The 24,109-nt window shown below is 68.1% G+C and carries 23 protein-coding genes; 12 read left to right on the top strand and 11 right to left on the bottom strand.

The annotated features are described in order from the left end of the window. Nucleotides 1-194 precede the first annotated feature (194 nt). The 5 genes from G6O54_RS05765 to G6O54_RS05745 all read left to right on the top strand — a co-directional run bounded on the left by G6O54_RS05765 (nt 195) and on the right by G6O54_RS05745 (nt 7,416). On the top strand, nt 195-1,019 hold the full coding sequence (locus G6O54_RS05765) for a sugar phosphate isomerase/epimerase family protein (RefSeq protein ID WP_165221434.1): 825 nt from the start codon (nt 195-197) through the stop codon (nt 1,017-1,019). Between the two features lie 181 nt (nt 1,020-1,200). Then, nucleotides 1,201-3,081, top strand: coding sequence for a thiamine pyrophosphate-binding protein (locus G6O54_RS05760; protein ID WP_165221432.1), 1,881 nt, complete (start codon nt 1,201-1,203; stop codon nt 3,079-3,081). A 345-nt stretch (nt 3,082-3,426) separates the two neighbouring features. After that, entirely contained in the window at nt 3,427-4,299 is an 873-nt protein-coding gene (locus G6O54_RS05755; protein ID WP_165221430.1) for an ABC transporter permease, read from the top strand. Next, the gene (locus G6O54_RS05750; protein ID WP_165221428.1) at nt 4,253-5,095 is read left to right on the top strand and encodes an ABC transporter ATP-binding protein; all 843 of its coding nucleotides are present in this window, start codon (nt 4,253-4,255) and stop codon (nt 5,093-5,095) included. The genes G6O54_RS05755 and G6O54_RS05750 overlap by 47 nt, the downstream gene beginning before the upstream one ends. Before the next feature lie 281 nt (nt 5,096-5,376). Continuing rightward, nucleotides 5,377-7,416: an esterase/lipase family protein gene (locus G6O54_RS05745; protein WP_205678681.1), complete on the top strand. Its 2,040-nt coding sequence runs from the start codon at nt 5,377-5,379 to the stop codon at nt 7,414-7,416. Here the strand turns inward: G6O54_RS05745 and G6O54_RS05740 are convergent. Both G6O54_RS05740 and G6O54_RS05735 read right to left on the bottom strand, forming a co-directional pair. Next, nucleotides 7,393-9,000, bottom strand: a complete 1,608-nt coding sequence (locus G6O54_RS05740; protein WP_165221426.1) for a hypothetical protein — start codon at nt 8,998-9,000, stop codon at nt 7,393-7,395. The two genes, G6O54_RS05745 and G6O54_RS05740, sit on opposite strands and share 24 nt — an antisense overlap. Beyond that, a complete protein-coding gene (locus tag G6O54_RS05735) occupies nt 8,970-9,257 on the bottom strand; it encodes a hypothetical protein (RefSeq protein WP_165221424.1) in 288 nt (95 codons plus the stop codon). The genes G6O54_RS05740 and G6O54_RS05735 overlap by 31 nt, the downstream gene beginning before the upstream one ends. Before the next feature lie 214 nt (nt 9,258-9,471). Here G6O54_RS05735 and G6O54_RS05730 point away from each other — a divergent pair, with 214 nt between their 5' ends. Together G6O54_RS05730 and G6O54_RS05725 are read left to right on the top strand one after the other, a co-directional pair. Then, the gene (locus G6O54_RS05730) at nt 9,472-10,116 is read left to right on the top strand and encodes a hypothetical protein (protein WP_165221421.1); all 645 of its coding nucleotides are present in this window, start codon (nt 9,472-9,474) and stop codon (nt 10,114-10,116) included. A 148-nt stretch (nt 10,117-10,264) separates the two neighbouring features. Next, the gene (locus G6O54_RS05725) at nt 10,265-10,627 is read left to right on the top strand and encodes a DUF7670 domain-containing protein (RefSeq protein ID WP_165221418.1); all 363 of its coding nucleotides are present in this window, start codon (nt 10,265-10,267) and stop codon (nt 10,625-10,627) included. Nucleotides 10,628-10,649: 22 nt separating this feature from the next. Here G6O54_RS05725 and G6O54_RS05720 read toward each other — a convergent pair whose 3' ends face one another. Then, complete coding sequence (locus G6O54_RS05720) at nt 10,650-11,393, bottom strand: alpha/beta hydrolase (RefSeq protein ID WP_165221415.1); 744 nt, start codon at nt 11,391-11,393, stop codon at nt 10,650-10,652. An 809-nt stretch (nt 11,394-12,202) separates the two neighbouring features. Between G6O54_RS05720 and rny the strand changes: the two genes are divergently transcribed. Genes rny through G6O54_RS05700 form a run of 4 tightly spaced genes read left to right on the top strand, consistent with a single transcriptional unit; the run spans nt 12,203 to nt 15,902 of the window. After that, nucleotides 12,203-13,759, top strand: a complete 1,557-nt coding sequence (gene rny / locus G6O54_RS05715; RefSeq protein WP_250846735.1) for a ribonuclease Y — start codon at nt 12,203-12,205, stop codon at nt 13,757-13,759. A gap of 50 nt (nt 13,760-13,809) precedes the next feature. Beyond that, on the top strand, nt 13,810-14,670 hold the full coding sequence (locus G6O54_RS05710) for a TIGR00282 family metallophosphoesterase (protein ID WP_165221412.1): 861 nt from the start codon (nt 13,810-13,812) through the stop codon (nt 14,668-14,670). A 22-nt stretch (nt 14,671-14,692) separates the two neighbouring features. Then, the gene (locus G6O54_RS05705; RefSeq protein WP_165221408.1) at nt 14,693-15,406 is read left to right on the top strand and encodes a DUF3800 domain-containing protein; all 714 of its coding nucleotides are present in this window, start codon (nt 14,693-14,695) and stop codon (nt 15,404-15,406) included. Then, a complete protein-coding gene (locus tag G6O54_RS05700; protein WP_165221405.1) occupies nt 15,393-15,902 on the top strand; it encodes a hypothetical protein in 510 nt (169 codons plus the stop codon). Before G6O54_RS05705 ends, G6O54_RS05700 begins: the two co-directional genes overlap by 14 nt. A gap of 129 nt (nt 15,903-16,031) precedes the next feature. On the opposite strand, the gene G6O54_RS05695 is transcribed toward G6O54_RS05700, so the two are convergent. From G6O54_RS05695 to G6O54_RS05660, 8 genes are all read right to left on the bottom strand, one after another. Beyond that, nucleotides 16,032-17,267, bottom strand: a complete 1,236-nt coding sequence (locus tag G6O54_RS05695) for a deiodinase family protein (RefSeq protein ID WP_165221402.1) — start codon at nt 17,265-17,267, stop codon at nt 16,032-16,034. A gap of 97 nt (nt 17,268-17,364) precedes the next feature. Continuing rightward, complete coding sequence (locus G6O54_RS05690; protein WP_165221399.1) at nt 17,365-17,778, bottom strand: hypothetical protein; 414 nt, start codon at nt 17,776-17,778, stop codon at nt 17,365-17,367. 13 nt (nt 17,779-17,791) lie between these two features. After that, nucleotides 17,792-18,751: a DUF1559 domain-containing protein gene (locus tag G6O54_RS05685; RefSeq protein WP_165221396.1), complete on the bottom strand. Its 960-nt coding sequence runs from the start codon at nt 18,749-18,751 to the stop codon at nt 17,792-17,794. A 192-nt stretch (nt 18,752-18,943) separates the two neighbouring features. Further along, nucleotides 18,944-19,393, bottom strand: a complete 450-nt coding sequence (locus G6O54_RS05680; protein WP_165221393.1) for a hypothetical protein — start codon at nt 19,391-19,393, stop codon at nt 18,944-18,946. A 108-nt stretch (nt 19,394-19,501) separates the two neighbouring features. Further along, nucleotides 19,502-20,542, bottom strand: coding sequence for a phosphotransferase enzyme family protein (locus G6O54_RS05675; protein ID WP_165221390.1), 1,041 nt, complete (start codon nt 20,540-20,542; stop codon nt 19,502-19,504). Between the two features lie 15 nt (nt 20,543-20,557). Then, nucleotides 20,558-21,331 carry a lysophospholipid acyltransferase family protein gene (locus G6O54_RS05670; protein WP_165221387.1) on the bottom strand — a complete coding sequence of 258 codons (774 nt, stop codon included), beginning with the start codon at nt 21,329-21,331 and terminating at the stop codon, nt 20,558-20,560. Nucleotides 21,332-21,504: 173 nt separating this feature from the next. Continuing rightward, complete coding sequence (locus tag G6O54_RS05665; RefSeq protein ID WP_165221384.1) at nt 21,505-22,617, bottom strand: PEP-CTERM sorting domain-containing protein; 1,113 nt, start codon at nt 22,615-22,617, stop codon at nt 21,505-21,507. A 530-nt stretch (nt 22,618-23,147) separates the two neighbouring features. Then, nucleotides 23,148-23,426, bottom strand: coding sequence for a phosphopantetheine-binding protein (locus tag G6O54_RS05660; protein WP_165221381.1), 279 nt, complete (start codon nt 23,424-23,426; stop codon nt 23,148-23,150). 430 nt (nt 23,427-23,856) lie between these two features. Between G6O54_RS05660 and G6O54_RS05655 the strand changes: the two genes are divergently transcribed. After that, entirely contained in the window at nt 23,857-24,096 is a 240-nt protein-coding gene (locus G6O54_RS05655; protein WP_165221187.1) for a hypothetical protein, read from the top strand. Nucleotides 24,097-24,109: the final 13 nt, after the last annotated feature.

Raw genomic sequence — 24,109 nt, 5'->3', positions numbered from 1 at the left:
CATGCGCCGGGGGGGAATCGCGCGCCCTCGGAGATCCCGCGAGGACGGTCCGACGGCGTGCATTCTCTCGAGGTCGACGAGGCGCTGATGGGCGCCCGTTTGGACGTTATCATGACTTCCGCTAGCCGTCAGAACAAGAGGTATCACGGGGTCGCGGGCCCGGCGTCCCCGTCCTGCGCTCGGGGGAACCCTCCTTGTCCGTCCGTCCGCTCGGCACGATGATCGCCTTCGGCTACCCGACTCTCAGCGTCCAATCCGAGCTCGACCTGGCGGAGTCCATCGGGGCATTCATCCTGGAGATCCTCCCGGACTGGAAGTCCTATCCCAACCCCCGGTTGCTGCGCCGCGCCGCCTCCGACCGCGGCTTCCAGCTTCGCAGTGCCCACGGCTGCTGGGGAGGCCAGTCCATCAAGGCCCGGCGCGTGGACCTGGGCTCGACCGATCCGCTCGTCCACCGGGAATCGGTCGACGACCTCTGGCGGTGCATCGACTGGCTGGAAGCGGCGGGCGGGACGCATCTGGTCGTTCACCCGGGCGGTCTGTCGGATCCCGACGAATCCCAGCAACGGCGTGACCAGCTCGGCCGCGGACTCCTGGAGCTGGGCGACCACGCCTCCGGCGGTGGCATCGTGATCTGCGTCGAGAACATGCCTCAGGGAGTCTTTCCTGGTTGCATGATGGTCGAGCTTCACGAGCTTCTCGTCGATCTCGCACACCCGGCGCTTGCTCTGGCACTGGATACCGGCCACGCACACATGTCGGTCAATGCCGTGAGCGAAACCGTCGCAGCCGGCTCCCTGCTGGCGACGACTCACGTCCACGACAACGACGGTCGCCGCGACTCGCACGACCCGCCGGGCTGGGGGACCGTCCCCTGGGCCGACTGGATCCGTGCACTCGACGAGATCGGCTATGAGGGTCCGGTCGTCCTGGAGTGCATCCGCCAGATCCGCGAGAACCCGTCGCGGTATCGCCGGGACGTCGTCGAGCCGCTGCTCGCCGGGTCGGCCGGGTCGTAGCGGATGCGCCGGTGCGGCCGACGATCAGGGACCGGATGGGGCCAATGGCGGCGAAGCCGTCGCATTCCGACGGTCGATAGCATGCCGAGTGGCGACCGATTCGACCCTGCAGGATGGGGTGCGATCGGGTCCCGGTCCGGGGAAGGGATCGGGCATGCCACGGGCCAGGAGGGCACGGACCGTGACACCCAAGCTCAATCGTCGCGAGGCCATCGGTTCATTCGGCCTGTCGAGCGCCGCCCTCGCCGCCGCGGCATTGGATGCGGCCGTTAACCCCGCCAAGGCGGACCACGTCCAGCTCGGCCGCACCGCCCGCCGGCAGGGGGTGGTGGGCAAGATGACGGGTGCCCAGGCCGTGGCCGCCGCCCTCCGCTGCGAGCAGGTCCGTTGCGTCTTCGGCATCCCCGGGGCCCAGAACAACGAACTCTGGGACGCCTTCAAGGCGTACGGCCAGCCCTACTTCCTGGTCGCCCATGAATCCTCAGCCAGCGTCATGGCGGACGCCGCCGCCCGGGTCACGGGCGAGGTCGGCGTCTTCTCCGTGGTCCCCGGCCCGGGGCTCACGAATGCCCTCACCGGGATCGGCGAGGCCCTGTACGACAGCGTCCCGCTCGTCGGGATCGTCACCGACGTCGATCGAGCGCCGAACGCACCCGTCGGCCAGGTTCACGGCCTCCCCAACGACGCGATCCTCCGGCCGGTGGTGAAGGCCCTGATCCCGGTCCGCCATCAGGCGGAGATCCCCGGCGCGATCTTCGAGGCCTTCCGCGTGGCCCGCGCGGGCGAGCCCGGTCCCGTCGGCGTCCTGATCCCCTATCCGCTCTTCATGGAAGCCTGGGACTACGACCAGCCGCCCCCGCCCCCCTACCCCGTCCCGTTCGACGAGGCGGCGTACCAGAAGGTCCTCTGCCACCTCCGGGATCGGCGGAAGCGGGTCGGCATCTATGCCGGGCTGGGCTGTGCCGAGGCCGGCCCCTCCCTGACCGCCGTGGCCGAGATGCTCCAGGCGCCCGTGGCTACGTCGGTCAGCGGCAAGGGGGTCGTCGCCGACTCCCATCCCCTGGCCGTCGGCTGGGGCTACGGCAAGCAGGGGACGCGGGCCGCCGAGGCGGCGTTCAAGGACGTCGACCTCGTGCTGGCGATCGGCGTCCGGTACAGCGAGGTCTCGACGGCGAACTACGCGATCCCGTCGCACGATACCCTGATCCACGTGGACATCAATCCCCAGAACCTGGGTAAGAACGTCCCCGCCCACGTCTGCCTCTGCTCCGATTCGCGGGTCTTCCTGGACCGGCTCCTCGCCGACGGGCAGGATCTCCGCCGCCCCGCCGATCCGAAGCTCTGGGAGAAGATCCACCGCTCACGCCAGGTCGACCGCTGCCTGGCCCGGACCGTCCAGGTGGATCGATGCGTGGACCCGATGGTCTTCCTCAGCCAGTTGCGGGACTTCCTCGGCCCGGATGAGCTGGTCATCGTGGACGTCACGGCCTCGACCCACTGGGCCGCCGAGTCCGTGGAGGTCGAGGGCACGCGTCGGTTCTTCACCCCGGCCGACAACCAGAGCATGGGCTGGGCGCTCCCGGCCTCGATCGGCGCGAAGATCGTCCGGCCCGACCGCCAGGTCGCCTGCGTCACCGGCGACGGCTGCTTCCTGATGTCGGCCATGGAGCTCTCCTCGGCCGCGCGGGCCGGGATCCCGGTCAAGTTCTTCGTCTTCGACGACGGTGCCTACCACTACATGCAGATGCTCCAGGAGCCCGTCTATCGGCGGACGACCGCGACCGAGATCGCCCGCATCGACTACGAGGCGTTCGCCCGGGCCGTCGGCCTCGGCTACAACCAGATTTGCAGCAACGCCGACGTCATGCCGGGCATCCAGCGTGCGTTCGGCCTCGCCGGCCCGATCCTCACCCACGTCCACGTCAGCTACGACGGCCGCGAGATCCGCTGGCTGAGCGCCCTCCGCTCCCACTACCTCAAGGAGCTCAGCACCCGGCAGAAGGTCCGCGTCGCTGCCCGGGTGGGCGTCCGATCCATCGGCCGGGCCAATGACAGCGATTGAGTGTCGGAGAGCCACAGAGGAAAACAGGGAGAAATCTAGCCACATATGAACACAGATGGAAACAGATAAGGGACGGGACACTGGTTGGCTTGACCGAATTTCCGCGGGCTGGGCTCGAATCAACGACTGGGCTGAAGCTTCGAGTTGGGCCAACACTCTCCTGCCTACCTCTCTCTCTCATCTGTGTTGACCTGTGTTCATCTGTGGCGGAAATCCTCCCCCCGTCCCCATCTGTGGCGGTTGACCTTCACCGATATCGGGATCGCTCGTAAGATTCCGCCCGGTCCGGGGCCGTGTTGCGAATGGCCCGTGGATCTCGGGTGGATGCCTGGGAACAGCCGAAACATGGATGTTTGCACAAGCCCAACGGCGCAGGAGACCGAGGAATTCCCTCCTCCCCCCACGCGCCGGCCCGGCATGGTCCGCGTCTGGCGGAAGCGGATCGGGGACGACCGGGCGCAGCTCGCGCGCTACTGGCCGGTGATCCAGAACCTGGTCTCGCAGGAGCTGAGGGTCCGCTACCAGCGATCGGCGCTGGGGTTCTTCTGGACGCTCCTCAACCCCCTGCTGATGATGACGGTCCTGTCGATCTTCTTCTCGGCCATGTCACCGGGGACGAAGAACTTCCCGGTCTTCGTCTTCGCGGGGATGGTGCCGTGGGGGTTCCTGAGCGGCAGCATCAACGAGTGCGCGCTCTGCATCATCCAGAATGAGGGCCTGATCCGGAAGATCTACCTGCCCAAGCTCGTCTTCCCGATCTCGCGGCTGCTGATCAACCTGGTCACGATGGCCCTGTCGCTGGCCGTCATGTTCCTGTTGCTCTTCCCGCTCGGGGCCCGGCCGTCGCTGCCGATGCTCCTGCTCCCGTTGGCGCTGGTCCTGTTCATGGCCTTCGCGGCCGGGCTGAGCCTCCTGGTCGCGACGGTGAACACGTTCTTCCGGGACTGCGGGCACCTGGTCGCGGTCTTGCTCCAGGCCTGGTACTTCGCCACCCCGATCGTCTATCGCGCGGAGGAGGTCTTCCCGGCGCGGTCGATGTGGATGTTCCGCGTCAACCCGGCTTACTACTTCATCGAGCTCTTCCACGCCCTCATCTATCACGGCCAATGGCCGGCGCTCAGCACATGGCTGCTCTCCTTCGCGATCGCGACGGCGAGCCTGGGGATCGGCTATGCCGCATTCAAGTCGCAAGAAGACAAGATGGTATTCCGACTCTGAGGCGGCCCGCCCCGGGCCGACGACGACGGCCGCGAAGCCTCGCGAACCGCTCATCGCCCTGGCCGGGGTGTCGCTCCGGTTCGTGAACTACGCGGACAAGGCGTACTCGCTCAAGCGCGCGGTCCTGGACCTGGTCCTCCGCCGCGAGAACGTCGCGCCCGTGAAGGACTTCTGGGCCCTCCGGGACATCAACCTGCGGATCGGCCACGGGGAACGGGTGGCGCTCGTGGGCGGCAACGGGGCCGGCAAGAGCACGCTCCTGCGCGTCCTGGCCGGGATCTACCCCCCCACCGCCGGTTCCGTCCACGTGGGTGGCAACGTCGCACCGCTCATCGAGATGGGGGCGGGCTTCAACCCGGAGCTCTCGGGGGCGGACAACATCCTGCTCAACGGCGCGATGCTCGGCGTGCCGCGGCGGGTGATGCTCGAGAAGGTCGACGGCATCTGGGAATTCACCGGCCTTCGCGAGTTCGCCGACCTTCCTCTCAAGTATTACTCGAGCGGCATGTACATGCGGCTGGCGTTCGGCATCGCCACCCAGATCGACCCCGAGATCCTGATCATCGACGAGGCCCTCAGCGTCGGCGACGCCGTCTTCAAGGATAAGGCCCGGGGCCGGATCCTCGAGCTGATGGGCCGGTCGCACGCCGTGATCCTGGTCTCGCACGACATGGCGACGCTCCGGGAGCTCTGCACCCGCGGGGTCTGGCTTCGCCAGGGGCAGATCGTGGCCGACGGCCCGATCGACCCGATTATTGACGACTACCTGGCCTGGACGTTCGCCTCGGCCGGTTGAGTCGATTGCGAGAATTCATGGAGTTGCGCCGGAGCCGCGGACGATACCGATTCCCGGCCCTGGCAAGGCGCGCGCATGCCCCGCGAGGTGGTGCCCGCCCGGAACGCCTCCACGACGTCATGACGGACGACGGCCGAGGCGCCACGACCGGCATTGACCGCCATCGCTTCCGGAGGCATCATCCGCCCTGAATGCCTCGCGGTTCCCCTCCTCGCCCGCCGGTGCGGCGGTCGGGTGTGGACCACGAAGGATGAGGACCCTGGGTCGATGGAGTGACCTTCATGCCAGCCGCTCACCTGGCCGTCCTGTGTGCCGCGCTCCTCGGTTGGTCTGATAACATCACGATCCAGCCGTCTCGAAGCGAGCGCGGATTGTTCTCGGGCGGGAAGGATACCGCGGGGATCGACCGGCCGAGCGACCGGACCCACGAGACCCTCAAGCGGTTCGACCTGGACCGGACCTACCGGCGGCGGCCGGAGCTCGCGCTCCAGGGTCTGGAGAAGCTGGCGCGGAAGCAGCCGGAGGCGGAGCTCGTCTACGCCCTGGCGGAGCTGTCCTGGGTCGAGGGGCTGCGGCAGGAGCGCTGGCGCAAGGGGGAGTCGCTCGGGCGGTTCCTCGACGCCGTGGCCTATGCCCACGACTACCTCTTCGACCCGGAGCTGGCCGCCGGCCGCGGGCCGACCGATCCGCGGTTCCTGCTTGCCTGCCGGATCTACAACGCGGGGCTGGAGCGGGTCATCCGCACCGTGCAGTCGAAGGACCCGATCGATCCCCAGGGCACGATCAAGCTCAAGGTGGACGGCCAGGAGCAGGTCCTGAAGGTCGCGCTCAGCAAGACGCCCTGGTCGGCGGCCGACATCCACAAGCTGATCATCTGCTCGGACTACGAGGTCACCGGCCTGGCGAAGAGTCGCAATCAGTACGGCCTGGGGGTCCCCCTGATCGCGGTCCGGACGGCCGACCCCAAGAAGGAGGACCGGAAGGGGGAGGAGCGGTTTTATCCCGACGAGATGACCTTCGCCCTGACGGCCTTCCTTTATCCGAACTCGCGGCTCCGCGATCCCGCGGAGGCGGGGGACGGGCCGCGGCATTGCAGCCTCGCCCTGATCGATCCGGTGGAGCAGCGGACGGTCGCCTCGGGGAACAGCTCGATCGCGCTCGAGACCGACCTGACGACGCCGCTCGCCTACATGTGGTCGCGGACCGACCTGGAGCGGTATCGGTGGGCCGGGCTGATGCGCCCGGAGGCGAACATGGGCCGGGCGAACCTGCTGATGATACGGCCCTACGAGCCGGGGAAGATCCCCGTGGTGATGGTCCACGGGCTGATCTCGAGCCCGCTGGCGTGGATCCCGATGCTCGACGAGCTGCTCCGCGACCCGGCGATCCAGAACAAGTATCAGTTCATGCTCTACATGTATCCGACCGGCGTCCCGCTGCCGATCGCCGCGGCGAGCCTCCGCGATGCGCTCAGCCAGGCCAAGATGACCTTCAACCCGACCGGCAGCGACCCGTCGTTCGACCGCATGGTCCTGCTCGGCCATAGCATGGGCGGGCTCCTCAGCCACCTGATGACGGTCGACAGCGGGGACAAGTTCTGGCGGCTGAACTCGGACCGGCCGTTCGACACGATCCTCGGCCCCAAGGACGTGCTGGCCGAGCTCCAGCGGCTGCTCTTCTTCAAGCCGCTGCCGTTCGTGAGCCGGGCGGTCTTCCTGGCGACGCCGCATCACGGCTCCGACCTGTCCAAGAGCGTCGTCGGCCGCGTTGGCGCGGGGCTGATAAACGATCCGGATCACGTCTCGAAGCTCCTCTCGCAGCTCGTCCGGGACAATCCCGACGCCTTCGAGAGGCGATTCCGGCGGTTCCCGTCGAGCATCGAGACCCTGTCGACGAACTCGGACACGCTGGTCGCCCTCACGGAGATGAAGCCGAATCCCGCCGTGACGTACCATTCGATCATCGGCTCGCACCGGCCCGGCCCCACGGCCGAGTCCACCGACGGCGTCGTCCCGTTCCGGAGCAGCCACCTCGACGGCGTCTCCGCCGAGCGGGTGACCAGCGAGCTGGTCGTCCGCTCCGACCACGGCGTCCAGGCCTCCGGCGAGGCGATCCGCGAAGTCCGCCGCATCCTCCGCGAGCACATCGGAGTCGCGCCGGAGATCGCTCGGGCGCGACCGGTGGCGACGGGCGTACTCCCGGCCGGCGCGACGAGTGCAACGAGTGCGGCGAGTACGGTGACCCCGCCGACTCCGCCGGTCGCGGAGCCGGAGGCCGCCGCGGCGATGATGCCGGAGCTACTCCCGGCCCTGCCGCGGTAATGGCCTCGTCTCGGCTGCTCGCCGCGACCCGCGTCGCGAGGTCGCCAGCAGGGCGATCGAAGCAAACAGGCAACCACCGAAGAACCCGGACGCGCGCATGCGTTCCGCGGTGAATTCGCGGCGGGCGTCCGAGGAGACGCTCCAGTACGACTCCTCGCCTCCGGGGGGTGTGGCGATTGGGGCTTTCCCCCGTTCGAAGTCGGCGATCAGCGTCTCTCCGTCGGCCGTCGATCCGGCCGCGATCTGCTCAGCCTCGTATTCCTGGAGCGCGCGCTGGAACGTCGTCCCCAGGCTCAGCTCCGCCTCGAAGGCGGTGCGGAGTCCGGCGATCCCGTCCGGGGTCAGGGTGCGGGGGACGTGATAGGCGAACGAGGCCGAGGCATCGGGGCCCTCGGGCTTGAGGAGAGATCGCTCGATGTCTTGCTGACGTCCTCGGCAATGGTCCCGGAAGAACTGCTGCGTCGCCGGATCGCGCGAATAGCGATCGGCCAGGCGGAAGGCCCGCTCGAAGGCCGCCCAGGCGAGGTAGCGCTGGCCGACCCGGAGCATGGTCTCGCCGATCGCCAGGGCGAAGTGCGGATTGGCGCCTCCGCCCTGCCGCCACATGCCGATGATCCCCAGCATCGGCTCGTCGAACGGGACGGGCTCGCGATGCGACGTGACGGGGACGGCCTCCCATCCCTCCTCCGCGCCGATCCGCGTGACATGTCGGCGGATCTCGCGGAGGATCGGCCAGCTCCTCGCCGCGTCGAGGTCCACGGAGGGGTTCCATCGCGCCCTCAGGCCCTCCGGAGTCTTTCCCTGCGAAAAGGCCGCATCGTAGGGCCGGCCGTAGGCGGTCCCGATCCAGTTCAGCTCGCGATCGAGGATGTCTCCCATCGGCAGGTCGAGCCGATTGCCGAGGCAGTCGAACGTCTTCAACAGCTCCGGCTTTCGGATCGCCGCGGCCAGGAACTCGGCGATCGCCGCCTGCCAGGTCTCGCGGCCGAAATGGGCCTCGGGGTTCACCTCGACCGACTTGCGGATGAATCCGATGCCTTCCTCGAGGGACTTCAACGCGGCTTCATCACCGTCCATGGCCCGGGGGAAGCTGGCGTGGATCAGGAACGTCCCGAGGTTGGCATACGACGTGTACAGATCTTTGCCCTTCAGCCCCATGGCCTGCTGCTCCGCCATCTTGTCGCGGATGAGGCTCGCGGCCTCCTCGGACTTTCCCAGTCGCTCCTGGTCCACGGCGATGTCGTCCAGCAACGGGAATCGCCCCGGATCGTTGCCGTCGAGGCGGGCAAGCTCGTCGCGCCGGGATCGGTCCCGGCGCTCGTAATAGTCGCGGCCGTGGCGGGCGAATCGCTCGTGGATCACGTCGTTGACCATGGCGAACCGGAACGAGAGCCCGCCGGGGTCCTTCGGGACGTGATGCGGCAACGGCGACGGTTCGGCCAGGAACGAGAACACGTCCGCTCTCTGGGTGGCGAGCCGAGCCGCGGGGATTGCGGAACCCAACAATTGTCCCGCCATCCAGGCCGCCGCGATCAGGACCAGCCGGATGGCAATCAGGAGAGGTCGCGGCCATTTCCGTCGCATGATTTGCTCCGATCCTTCTCCCGCCGGACGCAGAATGCCAGGGAGCCCGCGAGCATGGCGGCTCCCGCGGCGTAGAGCCACTTCTCGTCGAGGAAACGCGACCCCGCGTCATCGGCCTCGTTGGCGAGCAGGCCGTTCTCACGGAGGTAGGCCGATCGGAATTCGCGTTCCTGCGAGGACGACTCATGATCGTTGATGCACGCTACGGCCGTCGAGCCGGCCATGAAGAGGAGCACGAGAGCAATTCGGCGCGTCACGGGGCCCGCCCTTCCCTGAGGTTTGAGGGAAACCCTGCGAAATGTCCTGACAATTGTCATTGAGACATCGAGCGGAATCAAGGGGTCGCCGGGGTCCGCATCCGATTCGCTCCGGCGTCCCGGTCGGGTATGATCGTGTCGTGACGATGTTGGTTTGGGGGTGACCATGAAAGGCGCTCGCGTCGATCGACCAGAGACGAGCAGGTTCTGTCGGGTGGGATCGCTCGTCGCGTTGATGGCGGGGATGGCCGTCGGGCCGGTTCGATCGGACGAGGCCGTCGTCGACCCGGCAGGGACCATCGACCTCGTCCGCCTGCGGCTCTTCCGGAACGAGACCCTGCGCTGGTCGATCCTGGCCCGGGGGCGAAACCTCGGGCGGCTCCAAAAGGTGCCGATCGTCGATCCCGCGGCGGACGTCGAGCCCGCGGCGGACGAGGATGCGCCGCCGGCCCCTGCCCCGATCATCCCCGAGGAGGACTCGTTCGACGACTGGGCGTTCGGAGGCGAGGCCGGCGCCCGACGGTTCCGCGAGCAGCTCGACGGCCTCCTCGAGAAGAAGCTCCGCGGGGTCGACACCCTGTTCGTCCTCACCGAGCCTCAGCGGAAGAAGCTCCAGCTCGCCGGCAAGGGAGACATCCGCCGCGTCCTGGAGCTCGTCGATCGAGCCCGGGACGAGTACGCCCGCGCGCGGGCCGATGCCGGCCGACTGGCGGAGCTGCAGAAGGACCTGAAGCTGATCGAGCTGAGGATCACCGACGGCCTCTTCGAGGACCGTTCGCTTTTCACAAAGACCCTCCGCAAGATGTTCGACGACCGCCAGCTCACGAGGAAACCCGCGCCGTCGCGGACGGTCCGTTGACGTCGGGCCGGGGATGGGCCGGTCGATTCCTGGCATTCTCCTCGACGATTTGCCCATGCAAGAAAGGGAGGCTCGCAACCGGCGTGCAAGAACTGCTGGAGCCACTTCGGCACCGCGCCCGGCGAGCCGTCCGCACAAGGAGCCGGTCATGGAGCACGCTACCGCCTCGATCCTCTACTGGACGCCGCGCGTCCTGGGTTGCCTCTTCGCCGGATTCGTCGCGCTGTTCGCGCTCGATGCCTTCGACGGCAAGCATGGCGCCGGGGGTTCTCCGGTCGCATTCGCGATCCACCTGATACCGGCCGCGATCGTCCTGGCCGTCGTCCTCGTGGCCTGGTACTGGTCGTGGGCCGGCCCGATCCTGCTTGGGGGGCTCGGGACCTGGTATGTCATCACCACCTGGGGGCGGATGCACTGGTCCGCTCCGGTCGTGATCGCCGGTCCCTGTTTCCTGCTCGCCCTCCTCTTCCTGGCGGATGCCCTGCATCGCAGCCGCCTGGGGACGGGCTGAGGCCCGCCGGCCGGAGCGGGCCTCAATCGCCAAGGAGGAATGACAGTACCTCGCGCTCGACGGCATCGCGATCGAGGTCCAACGCGACGAGATGATCGGAGTTGGGGAGCAGGACGAGCCGTTTCTGCCGGGCTCCCAGCGTCTCGAGAACGAATTCCGCCCCCCGCGGCTCGACGACCGAATCGCGAATGCCCTGCAGGATGAGGGCGGGGGTCTGGATCGTCGGCAGGATGGGGCGGACCTCCTCGATCAGCTCGAGTGCGCTGGCGGCCGCCCGCAGGCTGAAGGTCCGGAAACGGTCCGCGGCCGCGGCCCGGCGTCTTGCCTCCGGGTCACGGACCGCGGGCCCTCTCCTCGGCAGGCTCGGGATGAGCCGGGCGACGTGTCGCAGGTATCGGATCGGCCGGACCGGCAAGAGCCCGGCGTGTCGGATCTCCAGGAACGGGGCGATCAGGACCAGCCGGCTCACCGGCCTTCGGCTCGCGAGGCGGAGCGCCAGCGTCCCCCCCGTGGAGAACCCGAGCACGGAGACGTCCGCCGAATCCGGGACGAGCTGGTCGAACGCGGACTCGGCGGCGGCCGCCCATTCCGACCAGGCCGACGCGGGCATCCCCGGGCCGGGGCCGTCGTGGCCCGGCAGGGTCGGCGCGGCGACGCGGAATCCCGCCTTCTCGATCGAACCGATCAGGGGCTCGAGCTCGTAGGGTCCCCCCCCCAGGCCGTGGAGGATCAGGCAGCCTCGGTCGTTCCGTTTCGAATCCCCCAATCGAATCCTCCCCGGGACCCGACGTCCCTTACCTACCATCCAGATTACCTCGGACGCGGATCGCCGCCGAGGGCCGGACGCCGGCCGTGCGGTCGCTCGGCTCGCCCGCGGCGAAGGCGCGGGGGAATTGACCGGCCTCGCGCTTCTGGTAGATTAGGGGAGCATCCTCGAGAGCCCAGGTCACGGGGATGGCGACGCGAAGGGCGGGAGGACGATCCGACCCATGGGCGGTCGACGACCTCCGGCCGTCATGAACCAATGACGATTCTCTGGCTTTTCACCGCCCGGTCCGCGAATGGCCTGCTCCCGATGAGCGGCGCGAGCGGCCGGTGCGGATGTCAAGTGTGGACATGAAGGGATCGCGGGCTCGGGGGCCTCGGCCTGTCGGGCCGGCGGGAAGGTGGCGACGGTGTCGTTCTTCTGGATCTGGCTCGCGTGGTTCGGCGTGAGGTCGCGGGGTTTCCGGCCTGCGCGAGAGCGCCTGGCCGCCCGTCGGCTCCGAATCGACGGCCCGGCGTCGGCGATCGAGTGCCGTGTCCAGGACGTTCTCGAGCGAGCACGCCTCATCCCCGCACGGGACGTTTGGAGACCCCTGGCCGTCCGTCGTCCTCCCCCCGGATGTGACGACGCTCGACACGGACTGCTCCGCGCCGTCGGCCCGCTTTGCCCCTCGATCTGTCCCGCTTGATGTCACGCGCCGGCCGACCTCGGCCCCCTCGCAGAGCCATCCCGCCAGGGCGCCGGATTTCCGGCGTCGCGGCCAGGTCCCCGGTGCAGGCCCGAGCTGGCGTGAAAGGCCGGGCGGCGACGTGGACGGAACGATCAATGGGAGCCTCATCGGGGTGATCCTGGGGATGGCCGGCGGCCTCGCCGGGACCTACGTCCTGGGTCGCCTCCGCGCCCAGACCGCTCGCGGCCTCGCCGACCAGATCGTCGCCAGCGCCAGCCGCGAGGCGGACGCCATCCGCCTGCAGGCCGACCTCGCGTCCCGGGAGGCCGCGCTCCGCCAGCGACAGGAGCTCGAGACCGAGATGGATCGCGCCCGCAAGGAGGCGCGAGAGCAGGAGCGGCAGCTCGAGAAGCGGAGCGACCTGCTCGACCAGAAGATGGAACACGTCGAGCGGAAGGAACGCGACTTCGAGGCCCAGCGGCGGACGATCGCGGAGAAGAACGAGCAGCTCCTGGAGCGGCAACAGGAGGTCCAGCAGCTCATCGCGGAGCAGCGTGAGGCGCTCCACCGGATCGGCAGGATGGGCCCGGACGAGGCCCGCGACCTGCTGCTCTCGAGGGTCCGGGAGGAGCTCGCCGTGGACGTCGGCACGCTGATCATGCAGCACGAGGCCGCCGCGCGCGAGACCTGCCGCGAGAAGGCGCGCGAGATCCTCACCACCTCCATTCAGCGGTACGCCGCGTCGCACACGGCGGAGGTGACCGTCAGCACGGTGGACATCCCCAGCGACGAGATGAAGGGGCGGATCATCGGCCGCGAGGGGAGGAACATCCGGGCCTTCGAGAAGGCCACCGGCGTGGACGTCATCGTCGATGACACCCCGGGCGTCGTGGTCGTCACCGGCTTCGACAGCGTCCGCCGGGAGATCGCCAAGGTGGCCCTGGAGAAGCTCATCCAGGACGGCCGGATCCATCCCACCCGGATCGAGGAGATCGTCGAGGAGACGCGCGAGGAGATGGAGCAGCACATCCGCAAGCTCGGCCAGGAGGCCGCGCGTGAGGCGGACGTGACCGGCCTGCACGACAAGCTCCTGGACTACCTGGGCCGGCTCAAGTTCCGCACCAGCTACTCGCAGAACGTGCTCAGGCACTCCATCGAGGTCGGCTTCCTGACCGGCATGATGGCGGAGGAGGTCGGCCTCGACGGGGCGCTCGGCCGGCGCTGCGGGCTGCTCCACGACATCGGCAAGGCCGCCGACCATGAGATGGAAGGGGGCCATCCCGCCGTCGGGGCGGAGCTCACGCGCCGCTACGGCGAGGGGCCGGAGGTGGTCCACGCCGCCCTCGGCCATCACGACGACCTCCGGATCGACCGGCCCTACACGGTCCTCGTCGCCGCGGCCGACGCGATCAGCGCGAGCCGCCCGGGGGCCCGCCGCGAGACCCTGGACCGGTACGTCCGCCGGCTCGAGGACCTCGAGGCCCTGGCGCTCGGCTTCCCGGGGGTCGAGCACGCCTACGCCATCCAGGCCGGCCGCGAGGTCCGCGTCCTGGTCGACAGCCAGCGGGTCGACGACGCGGCCTCGGCCGCCCTCTGCCGGGATGTCGCCCGCGCCATCCAGGAGCAGTTGACCTACCCCGGCGAGGTCAAGGTGACGGTCCTCCGCGAGACCCGCGCGGTGGAGTTCGCACGCTGATGCCGCGGGGCCAACGCGGCGACGAGGACGTTGACGAAAGCGAGCCAGGCATGGCGCTCAAGATCCTGTTCATCGGCGACGTCGTCGGCTCCCCGGGCCGGAAGATCGTCTCCCAGGTCCTACCCAGGCTGATCCCCCGCTGGGGGCTCGGCCTGGTCGTCTGCAACGCGGAGAACGCCGCCGGCGGCTCGGGGCTGACCCTGCGCTGCTTCGAGGAGCTGGCTGAGGCCGGCGTCGACGTCATGACGATGGGCGACCACGTCTATCGCAAGGACGAGATCTTCCAGATCTTCGAACGCTCGGACACGGTCGTCCGCCCCGCCAATTTCCCCACCGAATCCCCGGGCGCCGAGCTCGCGCTGGTCCAGGCCCGTGACGGCACCCTCGTGGCGGTCTTCACCCTCCTGGGCCGGACCTACATGAAGCCCGTGGACTCCCCCTTCACCGCGGCCGATCGCCTGCTCGAGCGGATCGGCGGCACGGCGCGGGTGATCCTGGTGGACATCCACGCGGAGGCGACCAGCGACAAGCAGTTGCTGGGCCGCTACCTCGACGGCCGGGTGACGGCCGTCCTGGGGACCCACACCCACGTCGCCACGGCCGACGAGCAGATCCTCAAGCAGGGGACGGCCTTCCAGTGCGACGTCGGCATGACCGGGCCGCACGACTCGATCATCGGCCGCCGCTACGACCGCGTCCTGAGCGCCACGCTCAGCCACGTCCCCTGCTTCTTCGACGTGGCCACCGGCGACCCTCGCCTGAATGGTGCCCTCGTCACGGCCGATCCGCAGACCGGCCGCGCGCTCTCGATCAGGCGGGTGAGCATCTCCCAGCAGGACGCCCAGAAGATGCTCACCAACTCCGCCGATTCCCCCGGCCCCGATGCGCCGAGCGAGCCGTTGCGGGGATGATCCCATCACGGTCGAGGTTGCCATGGACCCAAACATTAACATTTATTGTGATGAGTCCGGGCATCTCCTCCACGACGGGATTCGCGCGATGGTACTCGGGGCGGTGTGGTGCCCGGCCGACAAGAGCCGAGAGATCTCCGTTCGCCTCCGCGAGACCAAGATCAAGCACGGGCTCGCCGGTGATTTCGAGCTCAAGTGGACCAAGGCCTCGCCCTCGAAGGTCGCGTATTTCGTCGACGTCGTCGATTACTTCTTCGACGACGATGATCTCCACTTCCGGGGGCTACTCATCCCCGACAAGTCGACCTTGGATCATTCCGCATTCGATCAAAGTCACGACGACTGGTACTACAAGATGTGCTTTCGAATGCTCGAGCCGATCATCGAGCCGTCTCGCAGCCATGCCATCTACCTGGACATCAAGGATACGCGAAGCGAGATCAAGAGGGCGAAGCTGGAGCGCGTGCTGAGGAGCAGTCGACACGACCGCTCCGGGATCGTCATTCGCCGTGTCCAACAGATACGTTCACATGAATCAGACTTGATGCAGGTTGCCGACCTTCTCATCGGGGCGGTCGGCCACGCGAATCGCCCCGACGGCACGAGCGAGGCGAAACGCGAGATCATCCGGAGGATTCAGAGGAGGTCTGGAAAGCGGCTGGACCAGAGCACCTGGCTGCGCGAGCCGAAGTTCAACCTGTTCCGATGGTCCGGAGGCGATCGTGAGCGGCGATGAGTCGTGGCTGCCCGGCCTCTGGCGGATGGCCGATGCTGGCAATGATTGGACCCACTACATCGAGCAAACCTATTCGAGGTTCCGACGGGACTTCATCGAGTCGCAGCCGCAATTTCGAGGCGTATTCGTCCGATGTCGGCGAGATCCGATTGACGAGGATGGGAAGGAAGTAGGCTTCTGGCACTGCGTAACCGAAGGGCCCGAGGAAGAGCTTCGCATCCCCGACCTGCGACGTTGCGAGCGAATCGCATGGATTCGGCCGATCATCGAGCACTCGACCGAGGTCGGCATCGACGTCTGGGAGAACCGAAACCGGGGAGAGACACGAATCCTGCTGTGGTATTGCGAGGAGTTTCTTATCGTCCTGGCGGCCAGGGAACGGCGGAGAGATGGGTTCCGCTACTACCAGCTCATCACCGCTTACTTGACGGTCGAAGAACATCGAAAACGGAAATTACGACGGGAGCGCGATGAACATCAGACCCGAAACGGCTGACGCCGCCTCCCGTGGAAGAGAGACGGCGTCGGTACTCCTTTCACGCGTGGTGAATGAGCTATCAGCATTCTAGCCGATCGAAGACCCCTGTCAATCAGGGCTCCGAGGCACCGTCGGCACCTGTCGTTCTCAGTGCCTCGCCGCCTGCACCGCCCCACCGCTCCCGGGCGAGGCCTCATCCTGGAGCATCAGGATCAGGGCCTGCTCGAGCTCGTCGTGCTTGAAGCCGTACGGGCCGCGGCCGTTCTTGAAGGCGATCTTGCCCTGGCGGTCGATCAGGTAGAAGCGGCCGGGCATCCCGCTGTAGCGGGCACCGACCGAGTCGTCGATCGTGTCCACCACCATCGGGAATCCCAGTCCCAGGAGCTTGCCGCAGCGCTGGGCCACGCCGACGCGCTCCTCGTAGGTCGTCGGCTGAGCGGTGGCGACGCCCAGGCGGTCGTTGCTCTCCATCCGCCAGCCGTCGGTGGGATGGGCCTCGCGGACGTAGACCATGACGAAATTGGCGCGGTCGCCGTAGCGGCGGTAAAGCTTCTCGAAGTTGCCCGCGTGGCTCCGGAACGGGCCGCACGTGAAATTGCCGAAGATCAGGACGACGGGCTTCGGTCCGACCAGCTTGGAGAGCGTGACTTCCGACTTGCCGTCATTGGTCCGGAGCGTGAAATCGGGCGCGGACTCGTCGAGCTTCGGGCCCGGCTGGAGCGAGCCGACCTCCTGCTTGAAGAGCCCGCGGATCAGCGCGGCCTTGCTCGGCCGGTCGCCCGCCGACATTCCCCTGGAGGCGGACGGCGCCGGCATCGCGGCTTCCAGATCGGCCCGCGACAGGAATCCGTGTCCGTCCCGGTCCGCGGCCCGGAAGAAGCCATCGAGCTCCTCGCGGGTGACCTTGCCGTTGCCGTCTCGGTCGGCGCGGGAGAAGAGCATCAGGCCGGGCGACGCGGCGACGGGGGCGGCGGCGCGGTCGAAGTCGTCCTTCGTCACGGAGCCGTCGTGGTCGCGGTCCAGGCGGGCGAACTCCTCGTCGCGGCCGGGGAACTCCTTGCGCGCGACCTTGCCGTCGCCGTCCCGGTCGAGCCGCTTGCTGGTCGCGTCCCAACCGTAGCGGGACTGCGTGACCGCGGTCCGGAACCAGCCGTATTGCGGGCTCATCTCCTCGTCGGCCAGGATCGCCGTGTACATGTCCAGCCACTCGGGCCGATCCGGCCAGGACTCGCGGAGCGCGCGCCCGACCTCGGCGGCCTCCGCGTTCGCCGGGCCGGTCGGGGAGACGGGGGCGGGCTTCGGGTCGTCGGCCGCCGTCGCGGCGGCGGCGGCCATCGATGCGATCGCCGGCGCGATCAGGAGGCGTAGGCTCTGGGGCAGCATGGGATCATTCCCTCGCTATCGAAAGGAGATGGACTTCATCACGAAAGGATATCAGAAGGGCCGTCCCTGGCCCGGCCGGACAGTTCGGTAGGCGGGCTCAGCGCCGGAGCGTGTCGCGGAAGACAGTCACCGACGGGCTGGTCCCGACCAGGTAGTAGACCGATTTCTCCGTCGCCTTCTTGCCGGCCGCGGCGGCGAGCCTGAGCTTCACCTGGATGCTCAGGTTGGCCCCCTTGGCCTGGCCGTCCCCAAGGATCTCGTAGCCCTCGAGCTTCGCCCCGCGCTCCCAGTCGAAGTCCTGGATCGTGATCGAGGAGACGCTGCGAGAATCCTCCCCGCGCTTCCAGGCGTCGAGCGAGGAGGCGAGGGCCTCGCGGGCCTTCGAGGTGTCCACCGCGTGCGCCTCTCCCGTGGAGCAGCCCGGCAAGGCAGCAATCAACGCCGCCAGGCAGAGGCCGGCGGCGGCCCGGATCGCGGCCGATCCGGCAACTCGTCGAGTCGCGTCGTTCATGGTCGTCTCCCGCTCAGAAGCTGTCCGCGCTGATGACCTCGCCGCCGGAAATCGTCCCGAACGCGCGCCAGACTTGCCGGTCGATGGAGTTCTTCACGAACTTCACCGAGCCGTCGCCGACCAGGACGTTCACGCCGCCGGGATGGTAGCTGCTCGGCGGCATCACGGCCCGGAGCGCGGTGAAGAATCCGCAGGATCGCGAGTTGGGGGTCGAGGCGTGGGTGAAGATGTGCTGGCCGCAGAGCCAGGGAGCTCCCATGAAGAGCGGGAACTGGGTGTGCAGGTCGCGGATGTCCACCGCCTGGCACATCTGGTAGGCCGTCTCGACGTCCGTCGGCGCCAGCGGGGAGAAGAAGACGTCGGCGATCGGGCTGACGATCCCGTTGTTGCCGTCGGCCATGATCCGCTCGCTGAAGAAGGCCGTGTTCGAAAGGCCGTCGGTGATCGCGGCGAACTTCGTGGCGGAGTCCCCGTGGAAGACGCCGTTGGGCGCGGGCAGCCCGGCGTTCGGGCCGATCGGGGCCTGCCAGACGATCCCGCTCCCCATGTCCGCCATGTAGTTCGTCTGCGCGCCCAGCGACGGCAGCGGCGGGCTCTGGTCCGACGGGCAGATGAACTGGTTGACGGCCGTGAACATGACCGTCGTGTTGTTCGGATCCTGGTAATTGAACGAGAAGTTGACCGAGTTGTAGACGTTCGTCTGCTCGAGCATCGGCAGGAGCATGGTCAGGGCCGAGAGCTCGGTCTGATTGAAGACCATGTCCGCGCCGGGGAGCGCCCCGCGCGATTCATGGTAATTGTGCAGGGCCAGGCCGATCTGCTTGAGGTTGTTCACGCACTGGATCCGGCGGGCGGCCTCGCGGGCCGACTGGACGGCCGGGAGCAGCAGGGCGATCAGGACGGCGATGATGGCGATCACGACCAGGAGCTCGATGAGCGTGAAGCCCCCGGGCTGGCGCGCAGGCTGACGCATGGAAGGTCCTCGCTGAGAGATCAAAATATCGGAATAATAGCAATTCAGAGGCGCAGGGGACGGTCGCCGCGCGGGGGCGCGGCCGCGAGCCGTCCCCATGAGGCAGGCAGGGCCGTCGCGCGATCGTCTTGCGGGGACGTCGGCGCGCGAATTCGGTGGCGACGGGGCGATTTCAGCCCACGAGCAGGCGGCTCAGAGCGAGCCGTGCGTGGCCGAGAGCCGGCGGGGAGGATGGAAGATGGAGAGGGCTTGCCGCCGCGGTCTTGCCAGATCGTCGGAGGCCCGGTGCAGGACCGACCGACCGTCTTCCGGCGTGGCGAGGAGAGCCAGGACCGCCCAGCCCTGTCCGGACGGCGCCGGCATGACGGGCATGGCGGAGGCCGGCGTTGCCGGCAGGCCGGAGCAGAAGGCTCCGGTGCAAGGAGCCGGCGCGGGGTCCTGCTGCGGGGCCGGCCAGGACGACCCGTCCGCGAGGCGGAGCCACGATAGATCGGCGAGCGATGCACCCGGCCGCGCGGCCGGGGTATGCCGGTAGGCGCATCCCGCCCTGGCCTCGGTCGGCCAGGTGACCGCGAAGAACGCGAGCGCGATCAGCGCCGCGATCGGTCGGACCGTCCCGGATAGACGATCGGGGGCTCGCATCACGCCTCGCGAGGTGGGACACAGGGACGGAATCGTCTCGAAGACCGAGTGCCGCGCACGCGGCGACCGACGGGCATGCGGAAAGTGTATCAATCACCCGTCCCACCTTCAAGTCGCCCGGAAGGAGGTTTCCGGACCGCCGATCACCCGGCCGCGACCGCCAAGGCGAGCAATTCGCTCGAGACCCCGAGCCACTCCTCGTGGCACGGCCCCCGCATCGTGGAACTGGCGGCCCTCCAGGAAGTGCCAGCGCAGCCAGTTCCCGCCGATCAGCAGGTCCGCCGCCGATTCGAACAGCGGCAGGAGCCGTTCCTCGATCGGGTCGAGGGCTCGTCCCCTGCCGGCGGCATGGGCCGACTTTGCCACGACCCGGAGCGGTCCATCTTCGTCGAGCCAGTCCCCGCAGAGTCGGGCCAGGTCCGCCGCCACGGTCTCCACGTCCATGGCGCCCATGTCGAGCAGGCCGGTGAGTCGCCCCCCCTGGAAGAGGAAGTGGTCCGGCCGGGCATCGCGGAGGCATGGCTGGAGCGGGACTCGCCAGTCGGCGGCCTCGCGCAATCCTGCGAGGAGTCGAGATGACGCCGCCCGGGCCGCCACCAGCCATCGGCGTCCTTCAACGGCCAGCGGATCGTCTCCGGCGGAGCCCAGTGCGGATTCGAGGCGATCGAACCCCGATCGAGCCAGGTCCTCGATCTCGATAAGCCTGGCCGCGATCCCGGGACTCGGACCCAGCACCAATTCCGGACTGAGCGACGCGTGGAGCTTCCCGAGCGCCTCGAAGGCAGACCCGACGTGCGATTCCGAGGGCGGACGTCTCAGGTCCGGCTCGCCCGGGAGCCACGGAGACAGATCCCAGAGCCGCGCCTCGCGTTGGTGGAACCGGCTCCCTCGGAGATCGAGCAGGGGCGTGGGCACGGGCAGTCCGGCTCGCTCCGCGATCCGGATCGTCCAGCCCTGGATCGCCGACAGCCGCGCCCGCGTCATCCCGTGCGGCCAGGCTCGAAGCACGAGCTCGCCGACCTCGGCCCGAAACCTCCAGAAGCGTGAGCCGCTCAGCCCGCCGCCCCCGCCGATCGGCCGGACCGCGTCCAGGGGGCGGTACGGCATCGCGTAGCGTGTCAGCGAGTCCTCGATCTCCGAGAAGGCCATGGGATGGACCTCGGGTCAGTCGTCCGTCCTCGCGGCGGGCGCGATGAGCGTGATGCGATCGCCCGCCAGGTCCAGGAAGGCGCGCTGGAATCGTCGGGAAACCTCGGCCTGCACGGCCCGGTCGCCGGCCTGCTCGGGGCGGAAATCCGAGAGGTCCACGGGGGGGCCGAAGCGGACCTCCGAGCGGGAGGGTCGCGTCAGCGACTCACCGATCTGGTCGGTCTCCGGGGTCCCGTGCAGGTAGGCCGGGATCACCGGGACGCCGGTCCGGACCGCGAGGTAGGCCGTCCCCGGGCGGATCGGCCCCAGGACGCGCCCGGAGGCCGCGGTGACCTTCCCCTCGGGGAAGATCGGCAGGACCCGCCCGCTCTCGAGGGCCCGGATCGCGGCGCGAGTCGCCTGGAGGTCGCGGCCGTCGCGATTCACCGGGATGCAGCCGACGAGCTTGCAGAACCAGTGGATCTCGCGCCACTCGTAATACTCGCGAGCGATCATGAAGCCGAGCACGCGCCTGGACGCCGCCTGAAGGAGCATGTGATCGATGCCGCAGGTATGATTGGCGATGAGGATGGCCGGCCCGTGGTCCGGGAGTGGAGCCCAGCCGTTGCTCCGGAGCCGATAGAGGATGCAGCAGTAGGCGATCATCAGCCAGTGGAGCGGCCTGAGGATGCCGCGGATCTCGGGCGGGGGGGACGGGCTCGTCCTGGGGGCCTGTGGGCGCGGAGGCAGGAAGACCGCCGGAGAGCAGACCAGGATGACGAGCGAAAGGGCCAGCGGCCAGGCATTCATGGGGAGGGAATCGACGACCGGGATGGAACGGTCCCGCGGCGGATCTCGTTGAATTCTGTGGGGGCCGGCTTCGTCCGGCGCCGGGTGAGCCTCGTCAACATGGGAGCATTTCGAGGGGTGGCGGGTCAAGCCGTGACCGGCTTCGACCCGGGAGATCGCGACGATCGCTCGGTTCAGGAGGCCGTGCTGGCCCGGCGGCGGGCGATCGCCAGGCCGCCGATGCCGGCGACCGACCAGATCAGGATCGTGGCCGGCTCGGGTACGGGAGCCTCCAGGAGCTGCTCCCCATCGGCTCCCAGCCCCTTGAGGATCAGGTTGGTATTCAGACCCTCTCGCCGCATCATCTGGCAGAACTGGCAGTTGCAATTCACCGGGTGCTTGGAGAGCTTGAGCAGCTCGGCCCCCAGGCTGGTGCCGGAGGTCAGCCCGCCGTTGGCCGCCTGCATCATCTGCACGGCCGCGGGGCTGAACTTCGTATTGGGGTCGGTCAGCATCGACCAGCTTGCGATGGCGCTATCGAGATACTGTCCGGTGGTATCGGGGTGGGTGGCCACGCCCAGGGCATGCATCAGCTCGTGGGAGAGGTTGTGGGCGACCGCCCAGGCGAGTTGATCGGGAGTGTTCGCGTAGTTGAGCTTGTCGATGAAGCTGAAGCCGTTGGCCCCCACATCCGTGATCCCGATCGCGCCGGTGTTCCCGGGGTACGAGGTTCCCGAGACGACGCTCATCATGTGCGGGGCCTGGACCGTCGGGTCGGTCGTGAGGCTGATGTTCATCCCGCTGATCTGGAACGTGTGCTGGATGTCCGCAACCACGGACTGGATGAAGCTCGATTGCTGGGCGCTCGTCGGCGTCCCGCCGAACGCCTGCGTCACCGCCGGGCTGCTCGTCCATGACTGGGCACCGCCGGTCGTCAGGTTCGAGGCCTCGGCATAAGGAGCATTGCCGAAATTGAGGAAGGCCGTGGCCGTCGCCGCCGAGGCGGGAGTCGAGCTGGCCGAGGCCGACCGGGCTGCGGTCAAGGAGGCCGCCTGAGTCGTCCCGGGGGAGGAGATCGAGCCGAGCGAGGCGAGGTAGCTCGGGCTGTTGAACCAGTTGGAATTCGTGAAGGTCGCGGCCGGGGCGCTGGCCGGGGCGTAGAAGCCGCCATTGCTGTTCGCCGAATTGGCATACCACGACGAGGGACTCGATGAACCATACCAGGACGAGAGGGGCGCTGCCTCGGCAACATCGCCGACCAAGCACCAGGCCACAGCGGCGACGGCCAACGTCCTGATTGCGGTCATCACCAACCTCCTTGTTCGACCTCTGGGCTCGCCGTCCTGGCGGCCCCGCACGACCGGTTTGCCCCGCACCGACCTTCCGGGAAGCTCGCCTTCCCCTCTCTCCACGCCGCTCGGGCCTGCCTCGCCTCGCCCGGGGACGTCATGATCTTCTATTAATGAGCAAGCCTCATGCCACCCGGAAAAAACGTCACGGCCCGCACCGAGAAGGTCGCCGCCCGAGTCGCTTGGCGACGCCGTAAACTCTTATTTAGGATTGCTTTAGACCAAATCCAAGGTGAATGCAGGCCGTCCGTTTCGGCGGCCGATCCGGATGTCGCGATCATTCCGGAATTCGCAAGAGTTACAAGGGTGAGGGAGACTCTGTAAAAAAGGGTAAGAGGGCCTGTAAGTTCGACATCCCGGCCGCATCAGGTTTAGAGGTGAGAAAAACGTGTCATGTTCATGCCATGGAAATGAAGAACGAGCCGGGGCCCCGTGATTCGGGGCCCCGGCTCGTTCCGTGGCGGTCGCTTCCGGTCTTCGCGGACGGGTCAGGCGGCGGCCTTGAGCTCCCTGGCGAGGGTCACGGTCAGGTCCTCGACCCGCTTGAGCTTGGGGACCTCGTCGAGGTCGATCGAGACCTGGAAGCGATCCTCGATCAGCATGATGATCCGGACCAGGTCGAGCGAGTCGAGGGAGAGGTCCTCGAGCAGGAGGGATCCCGGCGTGATCGCGAAGGTCCTCGACTTGGCCGAAGCGGTATGGATGAGGTCCACGACCGTCTTGAAGAGCTCGCCCTGGGCTGAAACGGACTGGATCGTGTCGGGCATGAATCGCCTCGGTTCCGGCTAGGGTCAAGCGTGCTCCGGGAGCCGGGCGGGCCTTTTCCAGGCAGGCCAGAGGGGGATCATCCCGTCGGTCGGCGTTCGGGAAACGGCAATCGAGGCGGCTTCACGCCGATCCGTGGCTCCATCCTCTTTCTTCGGCTTCCTCCGACTCCGAAATGAAGTCCTTTCGGGAAATTTCGCGGATTTATCCCGAGGAGCCCCATTCCGGCAAGAGGAATCGGCAAGGACTTCGCCCGATCGGCAACGAACTGAGTCGTTGAAGTAGGCCCGAACGCCGCTTAGAATCGGTGGCCGTACAGATACGGACAGGGGATTCCGCCCTCGGGCGGATGGATCTCGCCGGGGGGCAGTCCTCCGGCCCACGAAGTCCCAAGTCCTCGATCCGGTCTGCGACCCTGAAGGAGATTGAGACGTGACGAAGCTGTTCGGCATCAAGACCTGGGCGTCCTTCGCCGGCCTCTGCCTGACGACGTTCCTTGTCAGCGGCTGCAACCCGGAAGAGCCCGCCACCCCGCCGACCCCGCCGCCCGCCGTCAAGCCGGCTCCTCCCGCCGCCGGCAAGCCCGAGGCCAAGCCCGCCCCGGCTCCGGAGAAGAAGGAAGAGGCCAAGCCGGCCCCGGCCCCCGAGAAGAAGGAAGAGAAGAAGGGCTGATCGGCCCTCGCTT

Source organism: Aquisphaera insulae (assembly GCF_011064615.1).
GTDB lineage: Bacteria > Planctomycetota > Planctomycetia > Isosphaerales > Isosphaeraceae > Aquisphaera > Aquisphaera insulae.
Note: the sequence above shows the minus strand (reverse complement) of the source record. Positions and strands in the feature narration are given on the sequence as shown.

Bases quoted from the DNA above. Each gene is read 5' to 3' on its own strand.
- G6O54_RS05755 (WP_165221430.1), top strand. From the start codon at position 3,427: ATGGATGTTTGCACAAGCCCAACGGCGCAGGAGACCGAGGAATTCCCT.
- G6O54_RS05750 (WP_165221428.1), top strand. From the start codon at position 4,253: ATGCCGCATTCAAGTCGCAAGAAGACAAGATGGTATTCCGACTCTGAG.
- G6O54_RS05745 (WP_205678681.1), top strand. From the start codon at position 5,377: ATGCCAGCCGCTCACCTGGCCGTCCTGTGTGCCGCGCTCCTCGGTTGG.
- G6O54_RS05740 (WP_165221426.1), bottom strand. From the start codon at position 9,000: ATGCGACGGAAATGGCCGCGACCTCTCCTGATTGCCATCCGGCTGGTC.
- G6O54_RS05725 (WP_165221418.1), top strand. From the start codon at position 10,265: ATGGAGCACGCTACCGCCTCGATCCTCTACTGGACGCCGCGCGTCCTG.
- G6O54_RS05710 (WP_165221412.1), top strand. From the start codon at position 13,810: ATGGCGCTCAAGATCCTGTTCATCGGCGACGTCGTCGGCTCCCCGGGC.
- G6O54_RS05705 (WP_165221408.1), top strand. From the start codon at position 14,693: ATGGACCCAAACATTAACATTTATTGTGATGAGTCCGGGCATCTCCTC.
- G6O54_RS05695 (WP_165221402.1), bottom strand. From the start codon at position 17,267: ATGCTGCCCCAGAGCCTACGCCTCCTGATCGCGCCGGCGATCGCATCG.
- G6O54_RS05690 (WP_165221399.1), bottom strand. From the start codon at position 17,778: ATGAACGACGCGACTCGACGAGTTGCCGGATCGGCCGCGATCCGGGCC.
- G6O54_RS05685 (WP_165221396.1), bottom strand. From the start codon at position 18,751: ATGCGTCAGCCTGCGCGCCAGCCCGGGGGCTTCACGCTCATCGAGCTC.
- G6O54_RS05680 (WP_165221393.1), bottom strand. From the start codon at position 19,393: ATGCGAGCCCCCGATCGTCTATCCGGGACGGTCCGACCGATCGCGGCG.
- G6O54_RS05675 (WP_165221390.1), bottom strand. From the start codon at position 20,542: ATGGCCTTCTCGGAGATCGAGGACTCGCTGACACGCTACGCGATGCCG.
- G6O54_RS05670 (WP_165221387.1), bottom strand. From the start codon at position 21,331: ATGAATGCCTGGCCGCTGGCCCTTTCGCTCGTCATCCTGGTCTGCTCT.
- G6O54_RS05665 (WP_165221384.1), bottom strand. From the start codon at position 22,617: ATGACCGCAATCAGGACGTTGGCCGTCGCCGCTGTGGCCTGGTGCTTG.
- G6O54_RS05660 (WP_165221381.1), bottom strand. From the start codon at position 23,426: ATGCCCGACACGATCCAGTCCGTTTCAGCCCAGGGCGAGCTCTTCAAG.